The 23631-nt window shown below is 43.8% G+C and carries 21 protein-coding genes and 2 riboswitches; of the genes, 18 read left to right on the forward strand and 3 right to left on the reverse strand.

The annotated features are described in order from the left end of the window. Positions 1-13 precede the first annotated feature (13 nt). The 6 genes from A5882_RS12005 (at position 14) to purB (ending at position 6076) form a co-directional block, all read left to right on the forward strand. Positions 14-691, forward strand: a complete 678-nt coding sequence (locus A5882_RS12005) for a hydrolase (RefSeq protein WP_008381475.1) — start codon at positions 14-16, stop codon at positions 689-691. 82 nt (positions 692-773) lie between these two features. Continuing rightward, a riboswitch (purine riboswitch) is annotated at positions 774-871 on the forward strand. 76 nt (positions 872-947) lie between these two features. Beyond that, a complete protein-coding gene (locus A5882_RS12010; protein WP_016613323.1) occupies positions 948-1529 on the forward strand; it encodes a xanthine phosphoribosyltransferase in 582 nt (193 codons plus the stop codon). Beyond that, entirely contained in the window at positions 1529-2833 is a 1305-nt protein-coding gene (locus A5882_RS12015) for a nucleobase:cation symporter-2 family protein (RefSeq protein ID WP_016613324.1), read from the forward strand. Before A5882_RS12010 ends, A5882_RS12015 begins: the two co-directional genes overlap by 1 nt. Positions 2834-3164: 331 nt before the next feature. Continuing rightward, positions 3165-3653: a 5-(carboxyamino)imidazole ribonucleotide mutase gene (gene purE / locus A5882_RS12020; protein WP_005236418.1), complete on the forward strand. Its 489-nt coding sequence runs from the start codon at positions 3165-3167 to the stop codon at positions 3651-3653. After that, a complete protein-coding gene (gene purK, locus A5882_RS12025; RefSeq protein ID WP_172634721.1) occupies positions 3646-4764 on the forward strand; it encodes a 5-(carboxyamino)imidazole ribonucleotide synthase in 1119 nt (372 codons plus the stop codon). The genes purE and purK overlap by 8 nt, the downstream gene beginning before the upstream one ends. 13 nt (positions 4765-4777) lie before the next feature. After that, positions 4778-6076: an adenylosuccinate lyase gene (purB, locus tag A5882_RS12030; RefSeq protein ID WP_008381467.1), complete on the forward strand. Its 1299-nt coding sequence runs from the start codon at positions 4778-4780 to the stop codon at positions 6074-6076. Positions 6077-6121: 45 nt separating this feature from the next. Here purB and A5882_RS12035 read toward each other — a convergent pair whose 3' ends face one another. The 3 genes from A5882_RS12035 to A5882_RS12045 all read right to left on the reverse strand — a co-directional run bounded on the left by A5882_RS12035 (position 6122) and on the right by A5882_RS12045 (position 9313). After that, entirely contained in the window at positions 6122-8170 is a 2049-nt protein-coding gene (locus tag A5882_RS12035; protein ID WP_086372826.1) for a penicillin-binding transpeptidase domain-containing protein, read from the reverse strand. 1 nt (position 8171) lies between these two features. Beyond that, positions 8172-8777, reverse strand: coding sequence for a DUF1054 domain-containing protein (locus A5882_RS12040; RefSeq protein ID WP_008381464.1), 606 nt, complete (start codon positions 8775-8777; stop codon positions 8172-8174). Between the two features lie 101 nt (positions 8778-8878). Beyond that, positions 8879-9313 carry a hypothetical protein gene (locus A5882_RS12045; protein WP_086372827.1) on the reverse strand — a complete coding sequence of 145 codons (435 nt, stop codon included), beginning with the start codon at positions 9311-9313 and terminating at the stop codon, positions 8879-8881. Between the two features lie 214 nt (positions 9314-9527). Between A5882_RS12045 and purC the strand changes: the two genes are divergently transcribed. The 12 genes from purC (at position 9528) to wecB (ending at position 22896) form a co-directional block, all read left to right on the forward strand. Beyond that, positions 9528-10253: a phosphoribosylaminoimidazolesuccinocarboxamide synthase gene (gene purC, locus A5882_RS12050; protein WP_086372828.1), complete on the forward strand. Its 726-nt coding sequence runs from the start codon at positions 9528-9530 to the stop codon at positions 10251-10253. Next, complete coding sequence (gene purS, locus A5882_RS12055) at positions 10244-10516, forward strand: phosphoribosylformylglycinamidine synthase subunit PurS (protein WP_005230018.1); 273 nt, start codon at positions 10244-10246, stop codon at positions 10514-10516. The genes purC and purS overlap by 10 nt, the downstream gene beginning before the upstream one ends. Continuing rightward, on the forward strand, positions 10513-11190 hold the full coding sequence (purQ, locus tag A5882_RS12060; protein ID WP_016613328.1) for a phosphoribosylformylglycinamidine synthase subunit PurQ: 678 nt from the start codon (positions 10513-10515) through the stop codon (positions 11188-11190). Before purS ends, purQ begins: the two co-directional genes overlap by 4 nt. Beyond that, on the forward strand, positions 11183-13411 hold the full coding sequence (gene purL / locus A5882_RS12065; RefSeq protein ID WP_176462024.1) for a phosphoribosylformylglycinamidine synthase subunit PurL: 2229 nt from the start codon (positions 11183-11185) through the stop codon (positions 13409-13411). The genes purQ and purL overlap by 8 nt, the downstream gene beginning before the upstream one ends. Then, on the forward strand, positions 13396-14820 hold the full coding sequence (gene purF / locus A5882_RS12070) for an amidophosphoribosyltransferase (RefSeq protein WP_086372829.1): 1425 nt from the start codon (positions 13396-13398) through the stop codon (positions 14818-14820). The genes purL and purF overlap by 16 nt, the downstream gene beginning before the upstream one ends. 124 nt (positions 14821-14944) lie before the next feature. Continuing rightward, positions 14945-15991 carry a phosphoribosylformylglycinamidine cyclo-ligase gene (gene purM, locus A5882_RS12075; RefSeq protein ID WP_086372830.1) on the forward strand — a complete coding sequence of 349 codons (1047 nt, stop codon included), beginning with the start codon at positions 14945-14947 and terminating at the stop codon, positions 15989-15991. Further along, positions 15988-16572, forward strand: coding sequence for a phosphoribosylglycinamide formyltransferase (gene purN, locus A5882_RS12080; protein WP_086372831.1), 585 nt, complete (start codon positions 15988-15990; stop codon positions 16570-16572). The genes purM and purN overlap by 4 nt, the downstream gene beginning before the upstream one ends. Further along, a complete protein-coding gene (purH, locus tag A5882_RS12085; RefSeq protein ID WP_086372832.1) occupies positions 16565-18100 on the forward strand; it encodes a bifunctional phosphoribosylaminoimidazolecarboxamide formyltransferase/IMP cyclohydrolase in 1536 nt (511 codons plus the stop codon). The genes purN and purH overlap by 8 nt, the downstream gene beginning before the upstream one ends. 16 nt (positions 18101-18116) lie before the next feature. Then, positions 18117-19403 (forward strand): phosphoribosylamine--glycine ligase, encoded by a 1287-nt coding sequence (gene purD / locus A5882_RS12090; RefSeq protein WP_086317295.1) that lies wholly within the window; start codon positions 18117-18119, stop codon positions 19401-19403. 168 nt (positions 19404-19571) lie between these two features. Continuing rightward, positions 19572-20486 (forward strand): aldo/keto reductase family oxidoreductase, encoded by a 915-nt coding sequence (locus A5882_RS12095; RefSeq protein WP_086372833.1) that lies wholly within the window; start codon positions 19572-19574, stop codon positions 20484-20486. Positions 20487-20696: 210 nt separating this feature from the next. Then, on the forward strand, positions 20697-21674 hold the full coding sequence (guaC, locus tag A5882_RS12100) for a GMP reductase (RefSeq protein WP_080555199.1): 978 nt from the start codon (positions 20697-20699) through the stop codon (positions 21672-21674). 121 nt (positions 21675-21795) lie between these two features. After that, entirely contained in the window at positions 21796-22896 is a 1101-nt protein-coding gene (gene wecB, locus A5882_RS12105) for a non-hydrolyzing UDP-N-acetylglucosamine 2-epimerase (RefSeq protein ID WP_008381437.1), read from the forward strand. 398 nt (positions 22897-23294) lie between these two features. Then, positions 23295-23466, forward strand: a riboswitch (M-box (ykoK) riboswitch). The last annotated feature ends 165 nt before the right edge of the window (positions 23467-23631 follow it).

The following is a 23631-nucleotide window of genomic DNA, read 5'->3' on the forward strand; positions in this document are numbered from 1 at the left end:
GAGTTGGCTGCTTATGGAAGAAAAATATATGCCAAAAATCACCACTGATTTACGCAAAGATATCGTCAAAGTGCCTAAAGTTATTCGAGAGGCTAGCGGCATTCAAATTTTTGGGAAACAAATCCGCTCCATTATTTTTACTACGGATATTGCGATCATCCGTAATACAAATGCGGACGCTGTGATAGCGGTCTATCCTTTTACACCGCACCCAGCAATTACGAAAGCAATTATCGAAGCAGCAGATATTCCAGTGTTTTCTGGTGTCGGCGGCGGCTTGACCCAAGGATTCCGCTCTTCTTATATGAGCATGTTTGCTGAAGCTCAGGGATCGATCGGGGTTGTCTTAAACGGACCCACGCCATTGAAAACTGTGGAGCAAGTCTGTAAAGTCGTGGATATTCCCGTTATCAGTACCGTAACGAGTAAGTATACTGAAATTGATGCCAAACTTGAAGCTGGTGTGAAGGTCATCAATATCAGTGCCGGCAAGGACACAGCGGATACCGTGGCTTTCTTCCGTAAAAAATATCCGAAGCTGCCGATCATTGCAACGGGTGGTCCAACTGAGGAGAGCATCTTAGAAACGATTGAAGCAGGTGCGAATGCGATCACTTACACGCCGCCTTCCAACGGGGAGCTTTTCAGTAAAAAGATGGAGCACTATCGTGATATGGAGAAACCAGAGTAGCAAATGATCCACAAATGAGAATATTTTTATTTATAAAGGGCATTCCATGCTTGTGTTTTTAATCAAAGACAGGCATAATCGAATCTATCATTTAAAAATTACTTGTATATCGTCGAAATATGGTCGACAGTCTCTACCCGATACCGTAAATATCGGACTATAAGTAAAAATCGTGCCTGTTAGACACTTTTTTTGCTTTGGCAAAAAGAGTGTCTTTTTTTTCAGGATGGAATAGAAAGGAACGAGGAGAGCTAGGATGGATAAATTAGTTGAGCGTATCAAAACACACGGGAACGTCTTGGGTGAAGGGGTTCTCAAAGTGGACCAGTTTTTGACCCACCAAGTGGATTATGAGTTGATGAGAGAAATCGGTACAGTTTTTGCAGAACGATTTCAAGAAAGTGGGATCACCAAAGTAGTGACCATCGAAGCTTCAGGGATCGCACCAGCACTTTATACTGCAGAAAAGTTGCAGGTACCAATGATCTTTGCTCGAAAAGCAAAGAGTCTGACGATGGATGAAGAGTTGTTGACCGCATCGGTCTATTCCTTTACTAAGCAAGTGACCAGCCAAGTATCGATTTCTAAGAAATTCTTATCTTCAGATGATACGGTATTAATAATTGATGATTTCTTAGCAAACGGACAAGCTGCAAAAGGATTGATCGAATTGTGTCAGCAAGCAGGCGCAAAAGTCGTTGGCATTGGGATCGTCATTGAAAAATCATTCCAAACTGGTCGACAATTGCTTGAAGAAATGGGAATCCCCGTTGTTTCCTTAGCACGAATCGCCTCATTGTCGGAAGGCCAAGTTAGCTTTTTAGAAGGAGATGCCTAATGAAAGAGACGAATAGCCGTTCAGCAGTTTTGGGCTTGCAGCATTTGCTAGCGATGTATGCAGGAGCTGTTGCCGTCCCTTTGTTGATTGGAACAGGCCTCGGCTTTAATGAAGCGCAGATGACGTATTTGATCTCGATCGATATTTTCATGTGCGGAATCGCTACGCTTTTGCAATTAGTCGTCACCCGCTTTTTTGGGATCGGCCTACCAGTCGTTTTAGGTTGTGCCATCCAAGCTGTCTCCCCATTGATTTTGATTGGCACCAAATCAGGAATCAGTGCGATTTACGGAGCGATCATTGCTGCTGGGATTTTCATTGTCTTGATCGCCGGCATTTTTTCGAAAATCAAAGTTTTGTTCCCTCCATTGGTGACAGGAACGGTGATTACCGTCATCGGCTTGACCTTGATTCCAGTCGCCATCACCAAAATCGGTGGAGGGGATGCCGCAGCTGCTAACTTTGGTGATCCAACGAATTTATTGTTAGGCTTTGTGACGATTGCGCTGATCATTGGCGTGCAAGTGTTTGGCAAAGGCTTTATTCGCTCGATTGCCGTACTGATCGGTTTGATCGGTGGGACTATTTTAGCAGCATTATTAGGCTTGGTTGATCTTTCTGCCATCACTCATGCACCTGTGTTTCATTTGCCTCAGCCTTTTTATTTCGGTTTACCAACCTTTGATCTGTGGTCGATCGTCTTGATGATCATTATTTCCATCGTTAGTTTGGTAGAATCCACAGGCGTTTATTTTGCACTGGGAGACATTACTGAAAAACCGATTACAGGCAATGACTTAAAGCGCGGCTATCGTGCGGAGGGCTTGGCGGTGATCCTTGGTGGGATCTTCAATACGTTTCCTTATACTGGATTTTCACAAAACGTAGGTTTGGTTCAACTTTCAGGCATTAAGACGCGCCGTCCGATTTTCTTTTCAGCAATCTTTTTGATCGTATTAGGGTTGTTTCCAAAAGTCGGTGCCATCGCACAGATCATTCCAGAGGCAGTGCTTGGCGGCGGCATGTTAGTGATGTTTGGCATGGTGGCTGTTCAAGGGATGAGAATGCTGAGCAAAGTTGATTTTATGAATGACAAGAACTTGTTAGTGATTGCAGTATCAATCGGTTTTGGTTTAGGGTTCAATATGATGCCCACTTTATTCAGTCAAATGCCTGAAACCGTTCAAATGTTTACAGGCAATGGGATCGTCATGAGTAGTTTGACTGCCATTGTTTTGAATCTGTTCTTTAATGGACTGCCGAAAGAAACAGACGAAGTGACGGAATTGCGCTTGCAACAGTAAGTTTATTTGATCCAGACGAGGATTCGTCTGGATTTTTTGTATTGTTCCTTTATTTGTCTTATTATCGGATATCTGACGTGTTGAATACATATCTTTGAGATAAAAGCGAACAATGAAAAGTAAAATTTGTTAATAGTTCGAAAATATTTTGACATTGCTCGGGCAACTCGTTACTATTTAGAGGTGAAAGTGAATGTTAGCAGAGCCATGTGCCTTTGGGATATCTCAGACGTAGCTTCAAAAGGTTGCTAACAAAATGATTTTCGTAAGAAAAATACTTCTGAGGTTTATTCAGAAGAGAATCGTAAAAATTCAGTGGAGGGAAAATTGAATGAAACCAGCAGTTGCAGTGATTATGGGAAGTCAATCAGATTGGGAAACAATGAAGGAGTGCTGCTTGATTTTAGATGAGTTAGCGATACCTTATCAGAAAAAAGTCGTTTCGGCACATCGTACACCAGATTTGATGTTCGAATTTGCAGAAACAGCCCGAGAAAAAGGGATTAAAGTCATTGTTGCAGGAGCGGGTGGCGCTGCCCATTTGCCGGGAATGGTGGCAGCTAAAACAACATTGCCGGTCATTGGTGTTCCCGTCCAATCACGCGCATTAAACGGTTTGGATTCCCTTTTATCGATCGTGCAAATGCCGGGTGGTGTACCAGTAGCAACAACGGCGATCGGAAAAGCTGGCGCAACTAACGCAGGACTACTTGCAGCCCAGATGCTTTCCATGTATGATTTAGAGATAGCGGAGAAATTAGACGCACGAAGAAATACATTAAAAGAAATCGTATTGGAAAGTAGTGATCAACTTGATTAAACCTTTAATGCCCAACGCAACGATCGGAATCGTTGGCGGAGGACAGCTAGGTCGTATGATGGCAATGAGTGCCAAAGAAATGGGCTTTCGGGTTGGCGTTTTAGACCCTACTGCCAATTGTCCAACAGCCCAAGTCGCTGATTGGCATATTGTTGCTGCCTATGATGATGTGTTTGCTTTAGAAGAAATGGCTCGACGTGCCGATGTAATCACCTATGAATTTGAAAATGTCAGTGTTGAAGCATTGAACTCTATTTTGCCTTACTCACATATCCCTCAAGGCACCGATCTGTTAGCAATCACTCAAGATCGTTTGTTAGAGAAGTCATTTTTAGAGGCAAACAATATCGTGATTGCACCTTATGCCACGATCATCAGCCCGACAGACATCCAAGATGCCATCGATAGCATTGGTTACCCTTGTGTATTAAAAACCACCAGAGGCGGCTATGACGGAAAAGGACAGCACGTGCTTTACAGTACGGCTGATTTGGCGCCTTCCATGAATTTACTTCGCGAAGGAACTTGCGAATTAGAAGCATGGATTCCTTTTGAAAAAGAATTATCGATTTTAGTTGCCGGTAATGGAGAAACCTTTACCACTTTCCCAGTGGTAGAAAACATCCACCGTAACAATATTTTGCATCAAACGATCGCTCCTGCGCACATTGATCCAGAAGTTGCCGAAGAAGCCAAACGGATCGCTCACATTATTGCAAAAGCTTTGGATCTGCAAGGCGTTTTAGCCATCGAAATGTTCCTGACCAAAAGCGGCGGCTTGTATGTCAATGAATTGGCGCCACGTCCGCATAATTCGGGTCACTATTCGATCGAAGCTTGCTCCATGAGTCAGTTTGACGCTCATATCCGCGGCATCTGTGGCTGGCCGTTGCCGGAAGTTTCTTTGCTTTCACCAGCAGTCATGGTCAATGTCTTAGGAGATGAATTGACAGAAACCTATGATCTGATTGCCACAAAACCTGCTTGGCAATTTCATTACTATGGCAAAGAAGAAGCAAAAACCGGTCGCAAAATGGGACATATCACTATTTTGACGGAAGACATTGCAGAAACCACTGAAGAAATCTATCAAACCAATATTTGGGATTAAAGGAGATAAAAACATGTTAGAGCGTTATACAAGACCAGAAATGGGTGCTATTTGGACCGATCAAAATCGCTACCAAGCGTGGCTAGAAGTCGAGATTTTAGCTGACGAAGCTTGGGCGGAATTAGGAGAGATACCGAAAGAGGATGTTGCATTGATTCGTGAAAAAGCATCCTTTGATATCGACCGTATCTTAGAGATCGAAGCGCAAACGCGACATGATGTGGTTGCTTTTACCCGAGCAGTCTCTGAATCTTTGGGTGATGAAAGTAAATGGGTCCACTACGGCTTGACGTCAACGGATGTTGTTGATACGGCGTATGGCTACTTGATGAAACAAGCCAACGATTTGATTCGTGAAGATTTGAACCGTTTCGTGACGATCATTGGCGAAAAAGCCAAAGAATACAAGCATACCGTGATGATGGGACGTACCCATGGTGTTCATGCGGAACCAACGACCTTTGGCTTGAAATTAGCCTTGTGGTATTCAGAAATGAAACGCAATGTTGAACGTTTTGAGCGGGCAGCAAAAGGGGTCGAAGCTGGAAAGATCAGTGGTGCTGTTGGAACCTTTGCAAATATCCCTCCATTTGTCGAAGAGTATGTCTGTGAAAAACTAGGGATTCGTGCGCAAGATATTTCCACGCAAGTATTGCCTCGTGACCTACATGCAGAATATTTTTCAGCAATGGCATTGATCGCAACCAGCATTGAGAAATTCGCCACCGAGATCCGTGGACTACAAAAATCAGAAACGCGGGAAGTTGAAGAATTCTTCGCCAAAGGACAAAAAGGTTCTTCTGCCATGCCCCATAAGCGTAACCCAATCGGTTCTGAAAATATGGCCGGACTTGCAAGAGTCGTTCGCGGTCATATGGTGACGGCTTATGAAAATGTCTCCCTTTGGCATGAACGGGATATCTCACATTCATCGGCAGAACGGATCATTATTCCGGATACGACGATTTTGATCGATTACATGCTGAATCGCTTTGGCAATATCGTCAAAAATCTGACCGTTTTCCCAGAGAATATGAAGCGCAATATGAATGCGACCTTTGGATTGATCTACAGCCAACGGGTGATGTTGAAATTGATCGATCACGGAATGACCAGAGAGCAAGCCTATGACTTGGTTCAGCCGAAAACAGCGCAAGCTTGGGATGAACAAACGGATTTCCGCCCATTGTTAGAAGCTGATCCAGCAATCACGGATGTTTTGACCAAAGCTGATTTGGACGATGCCTTTGATTACAACCATCATTTAAAACAAGTTGACACGATCTTTGAACGTGTCGGTTTAGCCGAATAAAAAAAGCTGCAACCTTGAGACCTCCGTCTTAAGGTTGCGGCTTTTTTAATAATTTTCAGCTAAGTAGGTCAATAGATCAGGTGCTAAACCAGTTGCTGATTGGTTTTCCTGGCGATCTTCTAACATGGAAACCATCAGAAATCCTTGATCTTGCGAATCGAAGGTGAATAAGAAGCTGTTTTCTTGGCCTTTTTCATCTTGCTTTTCTTTGATTTCAGCAGTTCCTGTTTTGGCAGCTAGCGGAATGTTCAGCGCTGCCAAAGAGTGTGCCGTTCCGTTGGCATCTGAGACAACAGCTGTCAAATCTTGATTGATTTGCTCAATCGTCTCTGGTTTAAAGACTTCTTTGTCTTTTTGCTCTGCCTCTTTCACTAAACGGGGATAGACCAGCTTCCCTTGATTGGCAAAGACCGAGTAAGCAGCAGCTTGTTGAATGGGATTCAGTAACAGTTCTCCCTGCCCATAGCCGGTATCTGCCAGTAAAATCTCTGAGTTGAAGGACTCTTCATTGGAAATTTGAGCAGGATTCATCGCAATCGGTAAATCCAACGTCTCACCAAAAATCAATTTCGACAAACCGTTACGAAAAGCATCTTCACCCATAGCTAAGGTTTGTTGTGCCATATAGATGTTATCAGAGTAAACCAGTGCATCTTTTAGATTGACAGAAGCTACATCGCTGACTCTGGTGACAAAGTAGTCTCCCCACGAGCTGTCTTTTTGCCACTTCAATCCATCGATCGCAATACTTTGGGTAGGGTCGATCGTACCGTTTTCTAAGCCAATCGCTGCCGTGATGGTCTTAAAGGTCGAACCTGGCGCATAGGCCGTAGCAAAGCGGCTGATGAAAGGCAAGGCTTCATTTTGTTCATACGCATCATAGTCTTCTTGTGAGATTCCTTGGGTCATTTTATTGGGATCATAACTTGGTGAGCTGGCTAATACTAGCAGATCACCGGTTTTTGGTTCTGTGACGACCGTGGAGCCCGCCTGATTTTGTAAGGCGTCAAAAGCTGTCTTTTGGGCTTGTGCGTCAATGGTCAGTTGGATATCTTTACCATCTGCCCGTTCTTTTTCTAAAAGAACCGATTTTTCAGCACCGTCTTCATCAGTGATGGCGATTTTTCCGCCATTTTCGCCCCGCAACTCTTTGTCAAAGGCAGCTTCCAGACCACTACGACCAATTTGTCCGTTACTTGCTAGTGTTTCATCTTTTTCGATATCTTCTGCAGTCACGTTCCCTAGATAACCAATCAACTGGGCAGCGGCTTCTCCAAGAGGATAAGTCCGTCCCGTCGTTTCTTTTAAACTTGTTCCAGTTGGCATTTCATCGGTTGGTTCGATAATCTTTAAGGGAACGAACAACTCATCTTGGACCCACGATTGAGCCAATGCTTGATCGATCGCATCTTCTGTTAGGTCAAAACGCTCCGCGATTGCTTTGATATTGGCGGTTTTTTCGTCTCCCGTACCCAGCTGCCCAGGAATGACGCCTAGTTGATAGAGCGTGCCATTTTCTGCTAGCGGTTCATTATTTCGGTCGAGGATTTCTCCACGTGTGGCATTATCTACAGAGATACTGATTTTGTCTTGTCCTTCCATTCCCGGAAAAATCAATTGAGGCGACCAATCGATCTTGGCTTGGTCATCAGTCAGAGTAATCGTGCCACTATAAGACAGCTCTGTTAATTCACCTAACGAGGTGGTTAAGGAACCGTTGTATTGGAAATTGAATTGATCGGAATCCTTATCATCGGGCGTTACCTCAATTCCTGAAGCTTTAAATGATTCGGCACCGATACCAGTGAAAATCGCTTCGTATTTTGCTGAGACTTCGTCTGCGGTAAAGCCGTTTGATTCCAAACTTTCTTCGGTCAGTAAAGCAGATAGATCGCTGTACTTCTGATCAGATATAGCATCGATAAAGGAATTGAGGACTTTTTTTGCTGCTGCTTCTTCTTGTCGATTTTGATAGACTGTATAGCCATAATAACCGCCACCAAGTACTAATAAGGCGGCAGGGAGTGCCAGCCAGACGAAACGCTTAGGTTTTTTCGCTGGTTTTTCTTTGCGAGAGCGCCGGTTTTCTGACATATTATTGTTCCTCCTTTAGTGCCGACAAACGGGCGTGATAAAGCGGCAACAGCGTTTGATAAACTGCTAAAATATCCGCCATTTCAACGTCTTCGATCATTTCTTTTGGAAAGATCTTGCCAATTTGAAGTTCACTTTTTTTGACTTTCTGTAATCGTTCTAAGTAGGTTGGCCATTTAGCGATTGGAGAGTGGTCATACTTGGTATGATCAGGAGATAGCGTAAAGTCTGCTGGCAATTGATCAAATAATTCTTTTTGAGCCAGCCAAGATTCCGCGATCGTTGCTTGATTTTTCGGTTGATCGATCACACTGAGCCAAACAAAGACATACTCTTGATTGATCCCAATTTGAAAGTGGGCATCCATTTTATAACCACGCTTGTTAGGGCCGATCCCCGCCCACGTTTCGGCAGGAGGGTAGACGGTTCTACGCCGATGCTGTGCGATATGCAAATAAAAAGGGTCTTGACAGCTTTCTTCAAATAATGGGATCGCTGCCTCGCCGATGGTTTGGAAAACCGGCTGGATCTCTGAACGGATTTTTTCCATTCTTTCTTCTAATGTTTCTAAAGCAAAAGCATCAAATGACTGTTTTGTAAATAGCATAATCGTGTCCTTTCTTTTGTCTGAAAACAGTATAACAAAAAAAGCCCGTAAAATTTCGGGCTTTTGTTTTTTTTATCTTATTTTTATTTAGTGATCACCCGTCAGTGCGTAGCGTGACTTAAGTTAAAGGTAGGGGCTTGACTTTGTTCCTTCAAAAGATGCAAAAGATCGTCTAAAAAAGAAAAGTCCATTTCTTCTAAATTAAAATAAATACGGAAAGAATACGTATGTTTAAATAAGCTTTGACGATGTATCTGGTGAATGATCAATTCGTCATTGCGGCCATTTTGAAATTGTAGAACTCTTTTTTGTTCTTCTGCATAGTGAGGACGTGCCCCTTTTTTGAAGGGACTGAATACATAGAAACTCGTTTGTTGGTTAATGGAAAGGATTTGCTGCACGGCCAATAATTCGTTATGGAGATGTTGTTTTTCTTTGTCTGTTAGATGAGCTAAAAAAAGTTCAGCACGATTCTTTAGCGACCACATATAGTACTCCTCCTTGAATGTAGCTACAATACGACCTAAATATAGCATGAAAATAGAATGTTGTAAACGCTTTATAAAACCCTTCGCCAGTCAAACGGGAGAGGTAAACTTACTTGACGGGATAAAAGGCGAACATTCGTGTTTATTAATGTGTAAATGTACAGATAATCGTTGACCCGCTTTTTCAGCGTTGTTAGAATAATAAACAAATAAAGATGTGTGTCATCGCTATGTGAAAAATAATACTTAACTGAGGTGGAATATGGAATCAGAAGTGCTTCTTTATGAAGGAAAAGCCAAGAAATTGTTTAAAACCAACGAAGAAGATGTGTTGAGAGTCCTTTATCTGGACCAAGCAACTGCGCTGAACGGTTTAAAGAAAGATGCAGTCGCAGGGAAGGGTGCCCTAAACAATCAGATCACTGCGCATCTTTTTCAGCGTTTAGCTGATAAAAATGTCCCAAGTCACTTTCTTCAATTAGTGTCTAAACACGAACAATTAATTCGAGCTGTCACCATGATTCCTTTAGAAGTCGTTGTTCGCAATACGGCTGCTGGTAGTTTTTCAAAGCGCTTGGGCATCGAAGAAGGAACCAAACTGCCAAAGCCGATCGTGGAGTTTTACTACAAAGAGGATCGCTTAGATGATCCGTTTATCAATGACGATCATGTGTTCTATCTGGGTCTTGCTACAAAAGAGGAACTGGACCAGATCAAAAAACTGGCGCTACAAGTCAACGCTGCGTTACTGGAAATCTTTGCAAGTATCCAGATTCAACTGATCGATTTTAAAATCGAGATCGGCAAAACCAAGAAGGGCGAGTTGCTCCTGGCTGATGAGATCTCACCAGATACTTGCCGCTTATGGGATATGGGTACAAATGAACATCTTGATAAAGATGTCTATCGTCGTGATTTAGGGGACATCGTTCCTGTTTATGAAGAAGTTTTAAATCGTTTAGAAAAGGAGAATTCAACATGTATTTAGTCAAAGTTTACGTCACTTATAAGGAATCTGTTTTGGACCCTCAAGGAGAAGCCGTCAAAGGAGCTGTTCATCGCTTAGGATATCAAGATGTCAGTGATATTCGCATCGGGAAATACTTTGAAATCAAAGTGACACCTTCCAACAATCAAACACAAGCAGCAGTAGCAGAGGAGATTGAAGCGATCTGTGACAAACTTTTAGCAAACGTCAATATGGAAACCTACCGTTATGAAATAGTTCAAATGGAGGAAGCAGCCCTATGAAATTTGCAGTGATCGTCTTTCCTGGATCAAATTGTGATGTTGATTTGATGTGGGCAATCAAAGATATCATGGGGGCAGAAGCAGAATATGTGCGCCATGATGCAGAAAGCTTAGCCGGTTTTGACGGTGTTTTGCTTCCAGGAGGATTTTCTTATGGTGATTACTTAAGATGCGGAGCGATTGCCCGTTTTTCTACGATCATGTCAGAGGTCATTCGTTTGGCAAATGAAGGCAAACCTGTCTTTGGTACCTGCAATGGGTTTCAAATTTTAACGGAAGCGGGCTTGTTACCAGGGGTTTTACAAAGAAATGAATCATTGCATTTTATTTGCAAGCCGGTCCGTCTGCAAGTGAATAATCGAACAGCTTTTACTTCTGAATATGAAACGGATCAAGTCATTACGCTTCCTGTCGCTCATGGTGAGGGCAATTATTATTGTGATGAAACGACTTATCAGGAATTGGTTGCCAACAATCAAATCGTTTTCCGTTATGAAGATAACGTCAACGGCAGTCTACACAATATCGCTGGTATCTGCAACAAAGCAGGCAATGTCCTAGGCATGATGCCTCATCCAGAACGAGCGATGGAAAGTTTATTAGGCTCAGAAGATGGCAAGAAGTTTTTTGCTTCATTATTGAAAAATTTTGGGAAGGTGCCGGTAAATGGATAAAATGATCGTAAAAGAACCTACACCACAAGAAATCAAAGATACGAAATTATACGAGCAATGGGGATTGACCCAAGAAGAATATCGGATGATCTCAGAAGATATTTTGGGACGTTTACCAAACTATACCGAAACTGGACTCTTTTCAGTGATGTGGAGTGAACATTGTTCTTACAAAAATTCCAAACCTGTTTTGCGGAAATTCCCGACAGATGGGCCGCAAGTACTGCAAGGTCCGGGAGAAGGTGCGGGCATCGTGGATATCGGCGATGATCTAGCTGTCGTATTTAAAGCGGAAAGCCATAATCATCCTTCTGCGGTGGAACCTTATGAAGGAGCAGCAACTGGTGTTGGTGGGATCATCCGCGACATCTTTAGTATGGGAGCAAGACCGATTGCTGTTTTAGACTCCTTACGATTTGGTGAGTTAGATAATCCAAGAACGAAATATCTTTTGGAAGAAGTCGTTGCTGGGATCAGTGGCTATGGCAACTGTATCGGGATTCCGACCGTCGGTGGTGAAGTGGCATTTGATCCTTGTTATGAAGGCAATCCGTTAGTCAATGCCATGTGTGTAGGGATCATTGCCCACAAGGATATTCAAAAAGGGCAGGCCAAAGGTGTTGGGAACACCATCATGTATGTCGGCGCAAAAACAGGACGCGACGGGATACATGGGGCGACTTTTGCATCGGAAGAATTTGTCGAAGGAGAAGAACAACAACGTTCCGCCGTACAAGTCGGTGATCCTTTTATGGAAAAACTTTTGTTGGAAGCTTGTTTGGAATTGATCGTGGATCATTCGGACATTTTAGTCGGAATTCAAGATATGGGTGCTGCTGGATTGGTTTCTTCTAGTGCCGAGATGGCATCAAAATCCGGATCAGGTTTGCGCTTAACATTAGATGATGTTCCACAACGAGAAACCAATATGACGCCTTATGAAATGATGTTGTCAGAATCCCAAGAGCGGATGCTGATCTGTGTCAAAAAAGGGCATGAAGCTGAAGTGGAAGCTCTCTTTAAGAAATACGATCTAGAAGCAGTCGTGATCGGTGAAGTGACGGATGATGGCAACTATCGTTTGTTCCATCATGGACAGAAAGTCGCTAATTTACCAGTGGATGCTTTAGCTGAAGATGCACCGACTTACTACAAAGAGATGGCAGAACCAGCACGGATCAAAGTGTTTAAGGAAACACCGGACTTTGTTCCAGTGATTCATTCAGCAACGTCTGTATTTGCGGATCTGCTGCAGCAGCCGACGATCGCTTCGAAACGCTCGATTTTTGAAACCTACGATTCGCAAGTTCGTACCAATACCGTGGTAGGACCCGGCAGTGATGCGGCCGTTTTACGAATCAAGGGAACCAATAAAGCCTTGGCGATGACGACTGACTGTAATGCTCGTTACCTTTACTTAGATCCTGAAGTCGGCGGACAGATCGCAGTTGCAGAAGCTGCTCGAAATATCGTCGCTTCCGGTGGGCGTCCATTGGCGATCACTGACTGCCTTAACTTCGGCTCGCCAGATAAACCAGAAGGATTCTGGGAGTTATCTACGGCTGCTGACGGGATCTCAGAAGCTTGTCGTGTACTAGAGACACCAGTAATCTCTGGGAACGTCTCCTTATACAACGAAACGGACGGACAATCGGTCTATCCAACGCCTGTAATTGGGATGGTCGGATTGATCGAAGAGCTGGCGCATATCACGACGCAGCATTTCCAAGCAGCAGGGGATGTGATCTATGTCCTAGGGGAAACCCATGCTGATTTCAATGGGTCTGAATTGCAAAAACTGCAGACAGGAAAGATCGCTGGGCGTTTAATGTCCTTTGATCTTGAAACAGAAAAAACGAACCAACATTTGGTTACCGCAGCGATCCAAGCAGGTCTTGTTCAAAGTGCCCACGACTGTGCCGAAGGTGGTTTAGCGATCGCTTTAGCCGAATCCGCTTTTGACAAGGGCTTTGGTCTAAATGTGACCGTGTCATTGCCAGCAGCACAATTGTTTTCAGAAACCCAATCCCGTTTTGTGCTTTCAGTCGCACCTGATAAGCAAGCAGCTTTTGAAGCACTGGTAGGTGCTGCTGCAATAGCGATCGGGGAAGTGACTGCTGATGGCCAGATTCGCATGCAAGCACAAGATGATACGATCGAGATGCCCCTTACTGAGGCGAAATTGAAATGGGAGGAAGCCATTCCATGTTTAATGAAGTAAAGAGCCTCAACGAGGAATGTGGGGTTTTTGGTGTTTGGGGTCATCCAGATGCCGCTCGTGTCACCTACTTCGGACTACACAGTTTGCAACATCGCGGCCAAGAAGGTGCTGGGATCGTCACGAATGATGCGGGAAAACTCAATGGTCACCGTGATTTAGGGTTGCTAGCGGAAGTGTTTTCGGATGAACGTGTCCTCCAGCGTCTGACAGGAGATGCTGCCATTGGTCACGTTCGTTACGCAACTGCTGGTAATGGTAGCGTTGATAATATTCAACCATTTTTATTCAAATTTTTTGATCAGCAGATTGGCTTAGCTCATAACGGCAACTTGACGAATGCGAAAAGTCTACGGAAATCCTTAGAAAAGGCTGGTGCGATTTTCCACTCGAATTCCGATACAGAGATTCTCATGCACTTGATCCGTCGCAGCGAAGAACCGCTTTTTATGGATCGGGTCAAGGAGGCATTAAATCAAGTTAAAGGTGGATTTGCGTACCTTTTACTGACGGAAAATGCCATGATCGCAGCACTAGACCCCAATGGCTTTCGTCCATTGTCAATCGGGAAAATGGTCAATGGTGCTTATGTGGTGGCTTCAGAAACCTGTGCGTTGGAAGTCATCGGTGCGGAATTTATTCGTGATGTCCGACCGGGCGAAGTCGTGATCATTGATGATGCAGGCATTCAAATCGAGCAGTATACCCAAGAAGTACAACCGGCGATTTGTTCGATGGAGTTTATTTATTTTGCCCGTCCTGATTCCAACATCGCTGGCGTCAATGTTCATCGTGCCCGTAAAAATATGGGCCGTCGCTTGGCAAAAGAGGCGCCGATCGAAGCGGATATGGTCATTGGTGTACCGAATTCATCCTTATCTGCTGCCAGCGGGTACGCAGAAGCTTCAGGTATTCCTTATGAATTGGGCTTAGTAAAAAATCAATACATTGCACGAACGTTTATTCAACCGACACAGGAGTTAAGAGAGCAAGGCGTGCGAATGAAGCTCTCAGCTGTTCGTGGCGTAGTCGAAGGCAAACGAGTGATTCTAGTCGACGATTCGATCGTCCGAGGAACCACCAGCCGCCGTATCGTGCAACTGCTAAAAGAGGCAGGTGCCAAAGAAGTTCATGTGCGTATCGGTTCGCCGCCTTTGCGCTATCCATGTTTTTACGGGATCGACATTCAAACGAGAAAAGAATTGATCGCAGCCAAATATACGGAAGCTGAGATTTGTGAAAAAATCGAAGCAGATTCTTTGGCCTTTTTAAGTGAAGACGGGTTGATCGAAGCGATCGGTTTAGATTTCGACGCACCTTACTCAGGATTGTGTATGGCCTATTTCAATGGCGATTATCCAACCCCTTTGTATGATTATGAAGAAAACTATCTCGCGTCTTTAGCTGAATAAGCTGAATAAATAGTAGGCAAGAATGGCTTTTCAAACGAAGCAGTGAAGGGCAGCTGGTTTACTTGCGTTAACGACGAATGAGCTGAATGAAGAAAAGCGGATGAATGATTGAGGAGGAACGAACGTGGCAAATGCATATGCAAAAGCCGGTGTCGATGTCGAAGCCGGTTATGAAGTAGTCGAACGGATCAAAAAGCATGTGAAACGAACAGAACGGCTAGGCGTGATGGGGGCAATCGGGGGCTTTGGTGGCTGTTTTGACTTATCATCGTACCAATTAAAAGAACCGGTACTTGTTTCTGGGACTGATGGTGTAGGAACCAAGCTTTTGTTGGCGATCCAACAAGAACAGCACGCAACGATCGGCATTGATTGCGTCGCGATGTGCGTGAATGATATCGTCGCTCAAGGGGCAGAACCTATCTACTTCCTTGACTATGTTGCAGTTGGTAAAAACGATCCGGCAAAGATCGAACAAATCATTGCTGGTGTCGCAGAGGGCTGTGTGCAAGCGGGGGCTGCCCTGATTGGTGGGGAAACCGCTGAGATGCCGGGGGTGTATCAGCCAGAAGAATATGATCTTGCTGGTTTCGCCGTAGGGATCGTCGAAAAAAGTCGCTTGATCACTGGAGAAACCATTAAAGAAGGCGATGAGCTGATTGGTTTGCCTTCTTCAGGCATTCACTCCAATGGGTACTCTTTAGTCAGAAAAATCTTTTTTGAACAGCATGGCTATACAGGAGCAGAAACGTTTGCGGAACTTGGTAACCAAACGCTTGCAGAAAGTTTATTGACGCCAACGAGAATTTACGTTGATGCACTGAAACCTTTATTGACAGAAGGATTGTTAGCTGGAATTTCTCATATCACTGGTGGCGGCTTTGTTGAAAATATCCCACGGATGCTGCCTGAAGGACTTGCGGCAGAAATCGCCTTAGACACTTGGCCGCAGTTGCCAATATTTGATATGATCGCTACTCATGGCGCGATTCCTCATCAAGAAATGTTCGAGATTTTCAATATGGGTATCGGTATGGTCTTAGCCGTTGCGCCAGAAAATGTTGCGGCTGTGATGGCACTTCTATCCGCCAATGAAGAACAAGCATACCGGATCGGTAAAGTGACCAAACGTAACAACGAAGCCGTTTGCTTCAAAGAGGCAGTCCGATGAGGATCGCCGTCTTTGCTTCTGGAACGGGCAGCAATTTTACAGCAATCGCCGATGCGATCCAAGCAAATAAAATCAAAGGAGCGCAGATCGGGTTGGTCTTTTCCGATAAACCTACAGCGCCAGTAATAGAAAAAGCCCGCGCGAGAGACTATGAAACGCTTGTCATAGAGCCAGCGGCATTTGCATCAAAAGCAGCCTTTGAAAATAAATTGATCGAAGAATTGCATGATCATGCCATCGATTTTATTGTTTTAGCAGGGTATATGCGAATCATCGGCAACACTCTATTATCCGCTTATGAAGGCAGAGTCATCAATATCCATCCCTCCTTGTTGCCGAGTTTCCCAGGTAAATCTGGGATCGCCGATGCCTTCGCTTACGGCGTGAAAGTGACGGGAGTGACGGTTCATTATGTCGATTCCGGCATTGACACAGGGCCAATCATTGCCCAAGAAATCGTTCGGATCGACACCGACGATACATTAGCAAATGTGACAGAAAAAATTCATCAAGTAGAACATCAAATCTATCCAGCTGTTTTAGCTGAAATCGTGGAAAAGGGGCTATCGAATCGTGAATAAACGTGCATTAATCAGTGTGTCTGACAAAGAAGGACTCGTACCATTTGTCCAAGAATTGACCAATTTAGGATTTGAGATTATCTCAACTGGCGGGACAAAAACGGCCTTGGAACAAGCGGGGCTTCAACCGATCGGCATCGAAGCAGTCACAGAATTTCCTGAAATGATGGATGGTAGGGTCAAGACGCTACATCCACGGGTGCATGGTGGTCTGTTAGGACGGCGTGATCTGCCTTCTCATATGGAGGCAATGGCTGAGCATGGCATTTTACCGATCGACCTTGTTGTCGTCAATCTTTATCCATTTAAAGAAACCATCAGTAAGCTTGACGTCACAGAAGCCGACGCAATCGAAAATATCGACATCGGCGGACCAAGCATGCTACGTTCTGCGGCGAAAAATCATGCCTCAGTAACTGTTGTCGTTGATCCCGAGGATTACGACTGGGTTTTAACTGAGCTGAAGGAAGGCAATACGACGTTGGCATCAAGAAAGAAATTAGCTGCCAAAGTCTTCCGCCATACCGCCGCTTACGATGCCTTGATTGGTGAATACTTGACCAAAGCGGTGGCTGAAACAGAAACAGAGACCTTGACGAAAACCTATGTTTTGAAACAAACATTGCGTTATGGTGAAAATAGTCATCAGAAAGCTTCCTTCTATCAAGATGCATTACCCGTGCCCTATTCGATTGCCAGCGCAAAACAAATCCACGGCAAAGAATTGTCTTACAACAACATTAAAGATGCTGACGCTGCCTTGCGGATCGCAGAAGAATTTACAGAGCCAACTGCAGTAGCCCTCAAGCACATGAATCCCTGTGGAATCGGAAGTGGAGAAACGATTGCTGAAGCTTTCCAAGAAGCTTACGAAGCAGACCCAGTGTCGATTTTTGGCGGGATCATTGTTTTGAATCGTCCAGTTGATGTGGCAACTGCGGAGCAACTGCAGCGGATTTTTCTTGAGATCATCATTGCACCTGCATTTGAAGAAGAAGCACTAGAAATCTTAACGAAGAAAAAAAATCTGCGCCTGCTGGTTGTTGATTTCGAAAAAGCAGCCAAACAGCCAGAAGTTGTCTCTGTCCTTGGAGGCTTATTGGTGCAAGAACCAGATGATCAAATGGAAACACCAGAAGATTGGACCGTGGTGACAAAGAGAAAGCCAACAACAGAAGAAAGCGCAGCTTTGGCTTTTGCTTGGAAAGCGGTGAAACACGTGAAATCTAATGCCATCGTTTTAGCCAATCAACAGCAAACCGTCGGGATCGGCGCTGGTCAAATGAACCGCGTGGGTTCGGTGAAAATCGCCGTCGAACAAGCCCGTGAAAACAATAAACTGGCTGGTTCAGTGCTGGCAAGCGACGCCTTTTTCCCAATGGATGACAGTGTTGAATATGCAGCGCAACAAGGAATCAAAGCGATTATTCAACCTGGTGGCAGTATCAAAGATCAAGAGTCGATCGACATGGCAGATAAATACGGTGTGGCGATGGTCTTTACTGGTGTTCGTCATTTTAAACACTAAGAAATAGGAGAAGACGATGAAAATACTTGTTATTGGTAGTGGCGGTAGAGAGCATGCCGTCGCAAAAAAGTTTCTGCAGGATCCTCAAGTGGAAACAGTCTTTTGTGCGAAGGGCAATCCCGGTATGCGAAAAGACGGGATTAAGACAGTCGCAATTGAAGAGTCCGATCATGAAAGTCTAATTGCTTTTGCTCAAGAGCAGGAGGTTGATTGGACCTTCGTTGGTCCGGAAGTTCCGTTGCTAAATGGCATCGTAGATGATTTTCAGGGGGCGGGCTTGGAAATTTTTGGCCCCAATCGCCAAGCAGCGATGATTGAAGGATCAAAAGAGTTTGCCAAAGAATTGATGCGAACCAATCACATTCCAACAGCAGACTATCAAAGCTTTACAGATAGTGCCCAGGCAAAAGCCTATATCCAACGTAAAGGTGCGCCAATCGTCATCAAAGCAGATGGTTTAGCGGCGGGCAAAGGCGTGGTTGTCGCGGAAACCATTGAAGAAGCAAACGCAGCAGTCGAAGCGATGCTGGAGCAAAATGCTTTCGGTGAAAGTGGTGCAAAAGTGGTGATCGAAGAGTTTTTGGCTGGCGAGGAGTTTTCGCTATTGGCATTTGTGAAGGGCGAAGCCGTCTATCCAATGGTCATTGCCCAAGACCATAAACGTGCCTTCGATGGCGATTTAGGTCCGAATACAGGAGGTATGGGGGCTTATACGCCGGTACCGCAGATTCCGCAAGAAATGGTCGATCAAGCGGTAGCAGAAGTTTTACTTCCTGCAGCAAAAGGGATGATTCGCAACAATACACCGTTTACGGGGATTCTCTATGCAGGTCTGATTGCTACCAATGATGGACCGAAAGTCATCGAATTCAATGCGCGTTTCGGCGATCCAGAAACACAAGTCGTGTTAAGTCGTTTAGAAAGCAGTCTAGCCCAGATCATTGATGATCTCTTACAGGACCAAGTACCTACGATCCAATGGAATCAATCGGCTTCGATCGGTGTCGTGATTGCCTCTCAAGGATATCCAGGCAAGTATCAGCAAGGAATGCCTGTCCCAAGCCCTGAAGGAGAAGGAACGCAATTTTTTTATGCAGGAGTGGATGAAGCTGCCGACCAAGGTGGTTTGACGGCAGCTGGTGGGCGCGTTTTTCTTGTGGAAGCATCAGCTGAGAATTTAGCTGCTGCACAAAAGAACGTCTATGAAGCAATCAGCAGGTTGTCTTTATCTGGCTTATATTACCGAAACGATATCGGCGATAAAGCCTTGCAATATAGCAACTCATCAAAGGCGATGAAGTAAAGAATATTTCTGTGCATAACACAAACTGAAAAAAAGGAGGGCTGCCAGTAGAACCAATCGGTTGTGCTGGTGGTTTTCGTTTTATGGGAGGTTTTTTTGACGTTGGTATAGCGTTTTCATCTTGTTGTGATAAAATAGGAATGTAGTTTAAATAAGGAGGAACTTTACGTGAAAAAAATTAAATTCGGTCCCACTGATTTAGAAGTATCCAGCGTGATTTTAGGATTGATGCGAATCAACAATGCCAAAGACCCAGTGAAAGTATTGAAGACAGCGATTGAAAATGACATTACCTTTTTTGACCATGCCGATATCTATGGGCGTGGGGAGTGTGAAACGATTTTTGCGGAAGCGTTAGCAAAAACGGATGCCAAAAGAGAAGAGTTGTTCATTCAATCAAAATGTGGCATCGTTCCAGGTGAAATGTTTGATTTTTCGAAAGAGCATATCATTTCTTCCGTTGAAGGTAGTTTACAGCGTTTGAAAACCGATCATTTGGATGCGCTACTATTGCATCGCCCTGATACTTTGTTTGAACCAGAAGAAGTGGCAGCTGCCTTTGATCAATTAGAAAAAGACGGCAAAGTGAAATACTTCGGTGTCAGCAATCAAAAACCTGGTCAAATCGAGCTATTGAAAAAATATGTTTCGCAACCTTTAGTAGCGAATCAACTGCAATTCGGGATCATGCATACAGGGATGATCGATCAAGGGATTCATGTCAATATGACGGATGCTGGCAGTGTCGACCATGATGGAGAAATTTTGGAATATTCTCGTTTGCATGAGATGACGATCCAAGCTTGGTCTCCGTATCAGTATGGTTTCTTTGAAGGGGTCTTTATCGGCAACGAGAAATTCCCAGAGTTAAACGAAAAATTAACCGAACTAGCGAACAAGTATCAAACGACACCGACAGGTATTGCCTCTGCGTGGATCTTACGTCATCCAGCAAATATGCAAGTGATTGCCGGAACGATGACCCCGCATCGAATTGAAGAAATTGCGCAAGCTTCTTCGATCGTATTGACCCGCCATGAATGGTATGAAGTGTATAAAGCAGCAGGGAACATCTTGCCTTAATTTATACGTAAATTCCGTTTTATTCAGTTGTTATAAGGATGAATGTTCGCGAAAGACGAACATTCATCCTTTTTTTTCAAAAAGTATTTCTAAAAAGCTTGTATTTCATTTCCAGGTGGTTTAAATTGTTGTGGGCGTTAAAAATAGGCTGCTGCCATTTGATGCTTGCTTCACTCTTAGTAAGATTTGGAGGATATATTTATGTTTGACATGAAAGTTTTTGATTACGAAGATATACAACTGATTCCTAACAAGTGTATCGTGAACAGCCGTTCAGAATGTGATACCACGGTGACATTAGGCGGACACTCGTTTAAAATGCCTGTTGTTCCTGCAAATATGCAAACAATTATTGATGATTCAATCGCAGAATTTTTAGCTGAAAATGGCTATTTTTATATTATGCACCGCTTTGATGAAGAAGCACGGATTCCATTCATCAAAAAAATGAAAAGCCGCGGCTTGATTAGTTCAATCAGCGTGGGTGTCAAAGAAAATGAATATGCCTTTGTAGAAGAACTAGCTGAGAAAGAGCTTGTTCCTGATTTTATCACGATCGATATTGCCCATGGTCACTCAAACGCCGTGATCAATATGATTCAACACATCAAGAAGCATTTACCAGCAACGTTTGTGATCGCTGGAAATGTTGGAACGCCAGAAGCAGTTCGTGAATTGGAAAACGCTGGCGCAGATGCAACAAAAGTCGGTATTGGACCAGGGAAAGTTTGTATCACAAAAATCAAAACTGGTTTCGGGACTGGCGGATGGCAATTGGCAGCATTACGCTGGTGTGCCAAAGCTGCTCGCAAACCAATCATTGCAGATGGTGGCATTCGGACACACGGCGATATCGCTAAATCTGTCCGCTTTGGTGCAACCATGGTCATGATCGGTTCATTGTTTGCTGGGCATGAAGAATCACCAGGGGAAACCAAGGTAGAAAATGGCGTTGTAATGAAAGAATACTTTGGTTCTGCATCAGAATTTCAAAAAGGTGAAAAGAAAAACGTAGAAGGAAAGAAAATTTGGATTCAATACAAAGGTTCTTTAAAAGATACGTTAGTTGAAATGCAGCAAGACTTGCAGTCATCGATCTCTTATGCAGGTGGAAAAGATTTAGAATCGATTCGTAAAGTGGATTACGTAATCGTGAAAAATTCGATTTTCAATGGAGATACTATTTAAGCTGGATACTGAAGAAACGGCCTTTTAGCGGTCGTTTCTTTTTTTGTTGGAACAACCATTTTGTTTTTCTGTTTTCTTCGTTATAATAGAAGCAATGAGAAGTAGAGGAGCGGGTGACCAAATGACAATCAAAGTGATGTCTGTGTTCGGTACCAGACCGGAAGCCATCAAAATGGCGCCACTAGTAAAGGAATTGGAAAACGACCCGCGTTTTGAATCGATCGTTGTGGTGACGGCGCAGCATCGAGAAATGTTGGATCAAGTTTTAACGGTTTTTGAAATCATACCAGATTATGATCTGGATATTATGACTTTAGGGCAAACTTTGACAGGAATCACTACCAAAGTTTTGCTGGATCTGGAACCTATCTTGCAAAAAGAAACCCCTGATATCGTACTCGTTCACGGGGATACGACCACAGCTTATGCAGCCGCGACGGCAGCTTTCTATCAGCAGATTCCTGTGGGGCATGTGGAAGCCGGTTTGCGTACATGGAACAAAAAATCTCCTTATCCGGAGGAAGCCAATCGTCAGCTGATCGATGTATTAGCGGATTTTTATTTTGCGCCAACTGTCCAAAGCAAAGAAAATTTATTAGCGGAAAATCGCAATAAAGCTGCAATTTTTGTAACGGGAAATACCGCCATTGATGCGATGCGTTATACGATCTCGGAGGACTATCAGCATCCAGAACTTTCTGCAGCAGATCAAACCATGATTCTTCTGACAATGCACCGTCGCGAGAACTTAGGTGTTCCGATGCAGCAAGTCTTCCGCGCTTTAGCGAAGATCGCTAAGGAGAAACCAACCATCAAAGTGGTTTTTCCTATGCATAAAAATCCTCAAGTCCGAGGGATTGCTTTGGAGATACTTGGGGAACTAGAAAATGTCACGCTGATTGAGCCTTTAGATGTCATTGATTTTCACAATGTTGCCAATCAAAGCACATTGATTTTGACGGATTCTGGTGGTGTCCAAGAAGAAGCACCGTCGTTAGGCGTTCCTGTTTTGGTCTTGCGAGATACAACAGAGCGCCCAGAAGGAATTGCTGCAGGTACGTTAAAACTGATCGGTACGTCTGAAGCTGCGGTTTATCAAGAAACGAAGCGACTACTAGAGGATCCAGAAGCTTACAATGCCATGGCACATGCAGAAAATCCCTATGGCGATGGGAAAGCTAGTCGGCGAATCTTGAAAATTTTAGCAGATCATTTTTCGTGAGAGCTGGATCGAAAGAATATAGAAAAAATCATTTTTCAGAATCGGATATGAAAGAGAAATAGGCAGCTGTTTATTTAAATGGCTGTCTATTTTTTATTCGAGTTCGGAAATTTATTACATTCTCTCCTTCAATGGGATAGCCGAAGTGACTTGATGAATTCTGGGTTTTGCCCTGAGAGGATTTCTCTCTATCTGTTCGTGTAAAAAAAGTTTTGTCACATATAAAATCACACCAGTTCTTTAACGTTGTTATTTTATTGTAAGACCTTTCATTTGAAAACCAACGAAAATCTATGAAAAAAGGGTGCTTTTTTCCATTGTTGCGGTTGACATTGGCTAGGATAGCAGTTATTATGTGGGTAGTTGGAAGATAGACTTCCGGCGAACTGACGTTTTATACAAATAATTGTTAGGTGAGGCTCCTATATGGACACAAGCTGCTGCCGCAAAAGTATCGAGAGATACTTAGTTGGTAGGACAGGTCTAATCGTGAAGGTTAAACCCAAAGTAGCTGATAGCAGATTTGCTATCTACGCCCTATAGTGCTAAAGCTCTACAATGATCATGAGTTTTTTACGCATGCTTATTGGGAGCGTGCGTTTTTTTGTGTCTTTTACGCATGTTCCACAGTGACTTACCTAATAAAAAGAAAGGAAGATTCACATGGAATACCCCAGTCCCCAGATGAAACAGCGGAGTAATTATCGAATCGCTAGGGGTGGCGTAAGCAACTCC

It is taken from the genome of Enterococcus sp. 4E1_DIV0656, from assembly GCF_002140695.1.
Lineage (GTDB): Bacteria > Bacillota > Bacilli > Lactobacillales > Enterococcaceae > Enterococcus_D > Enterococcus_D entomosocium.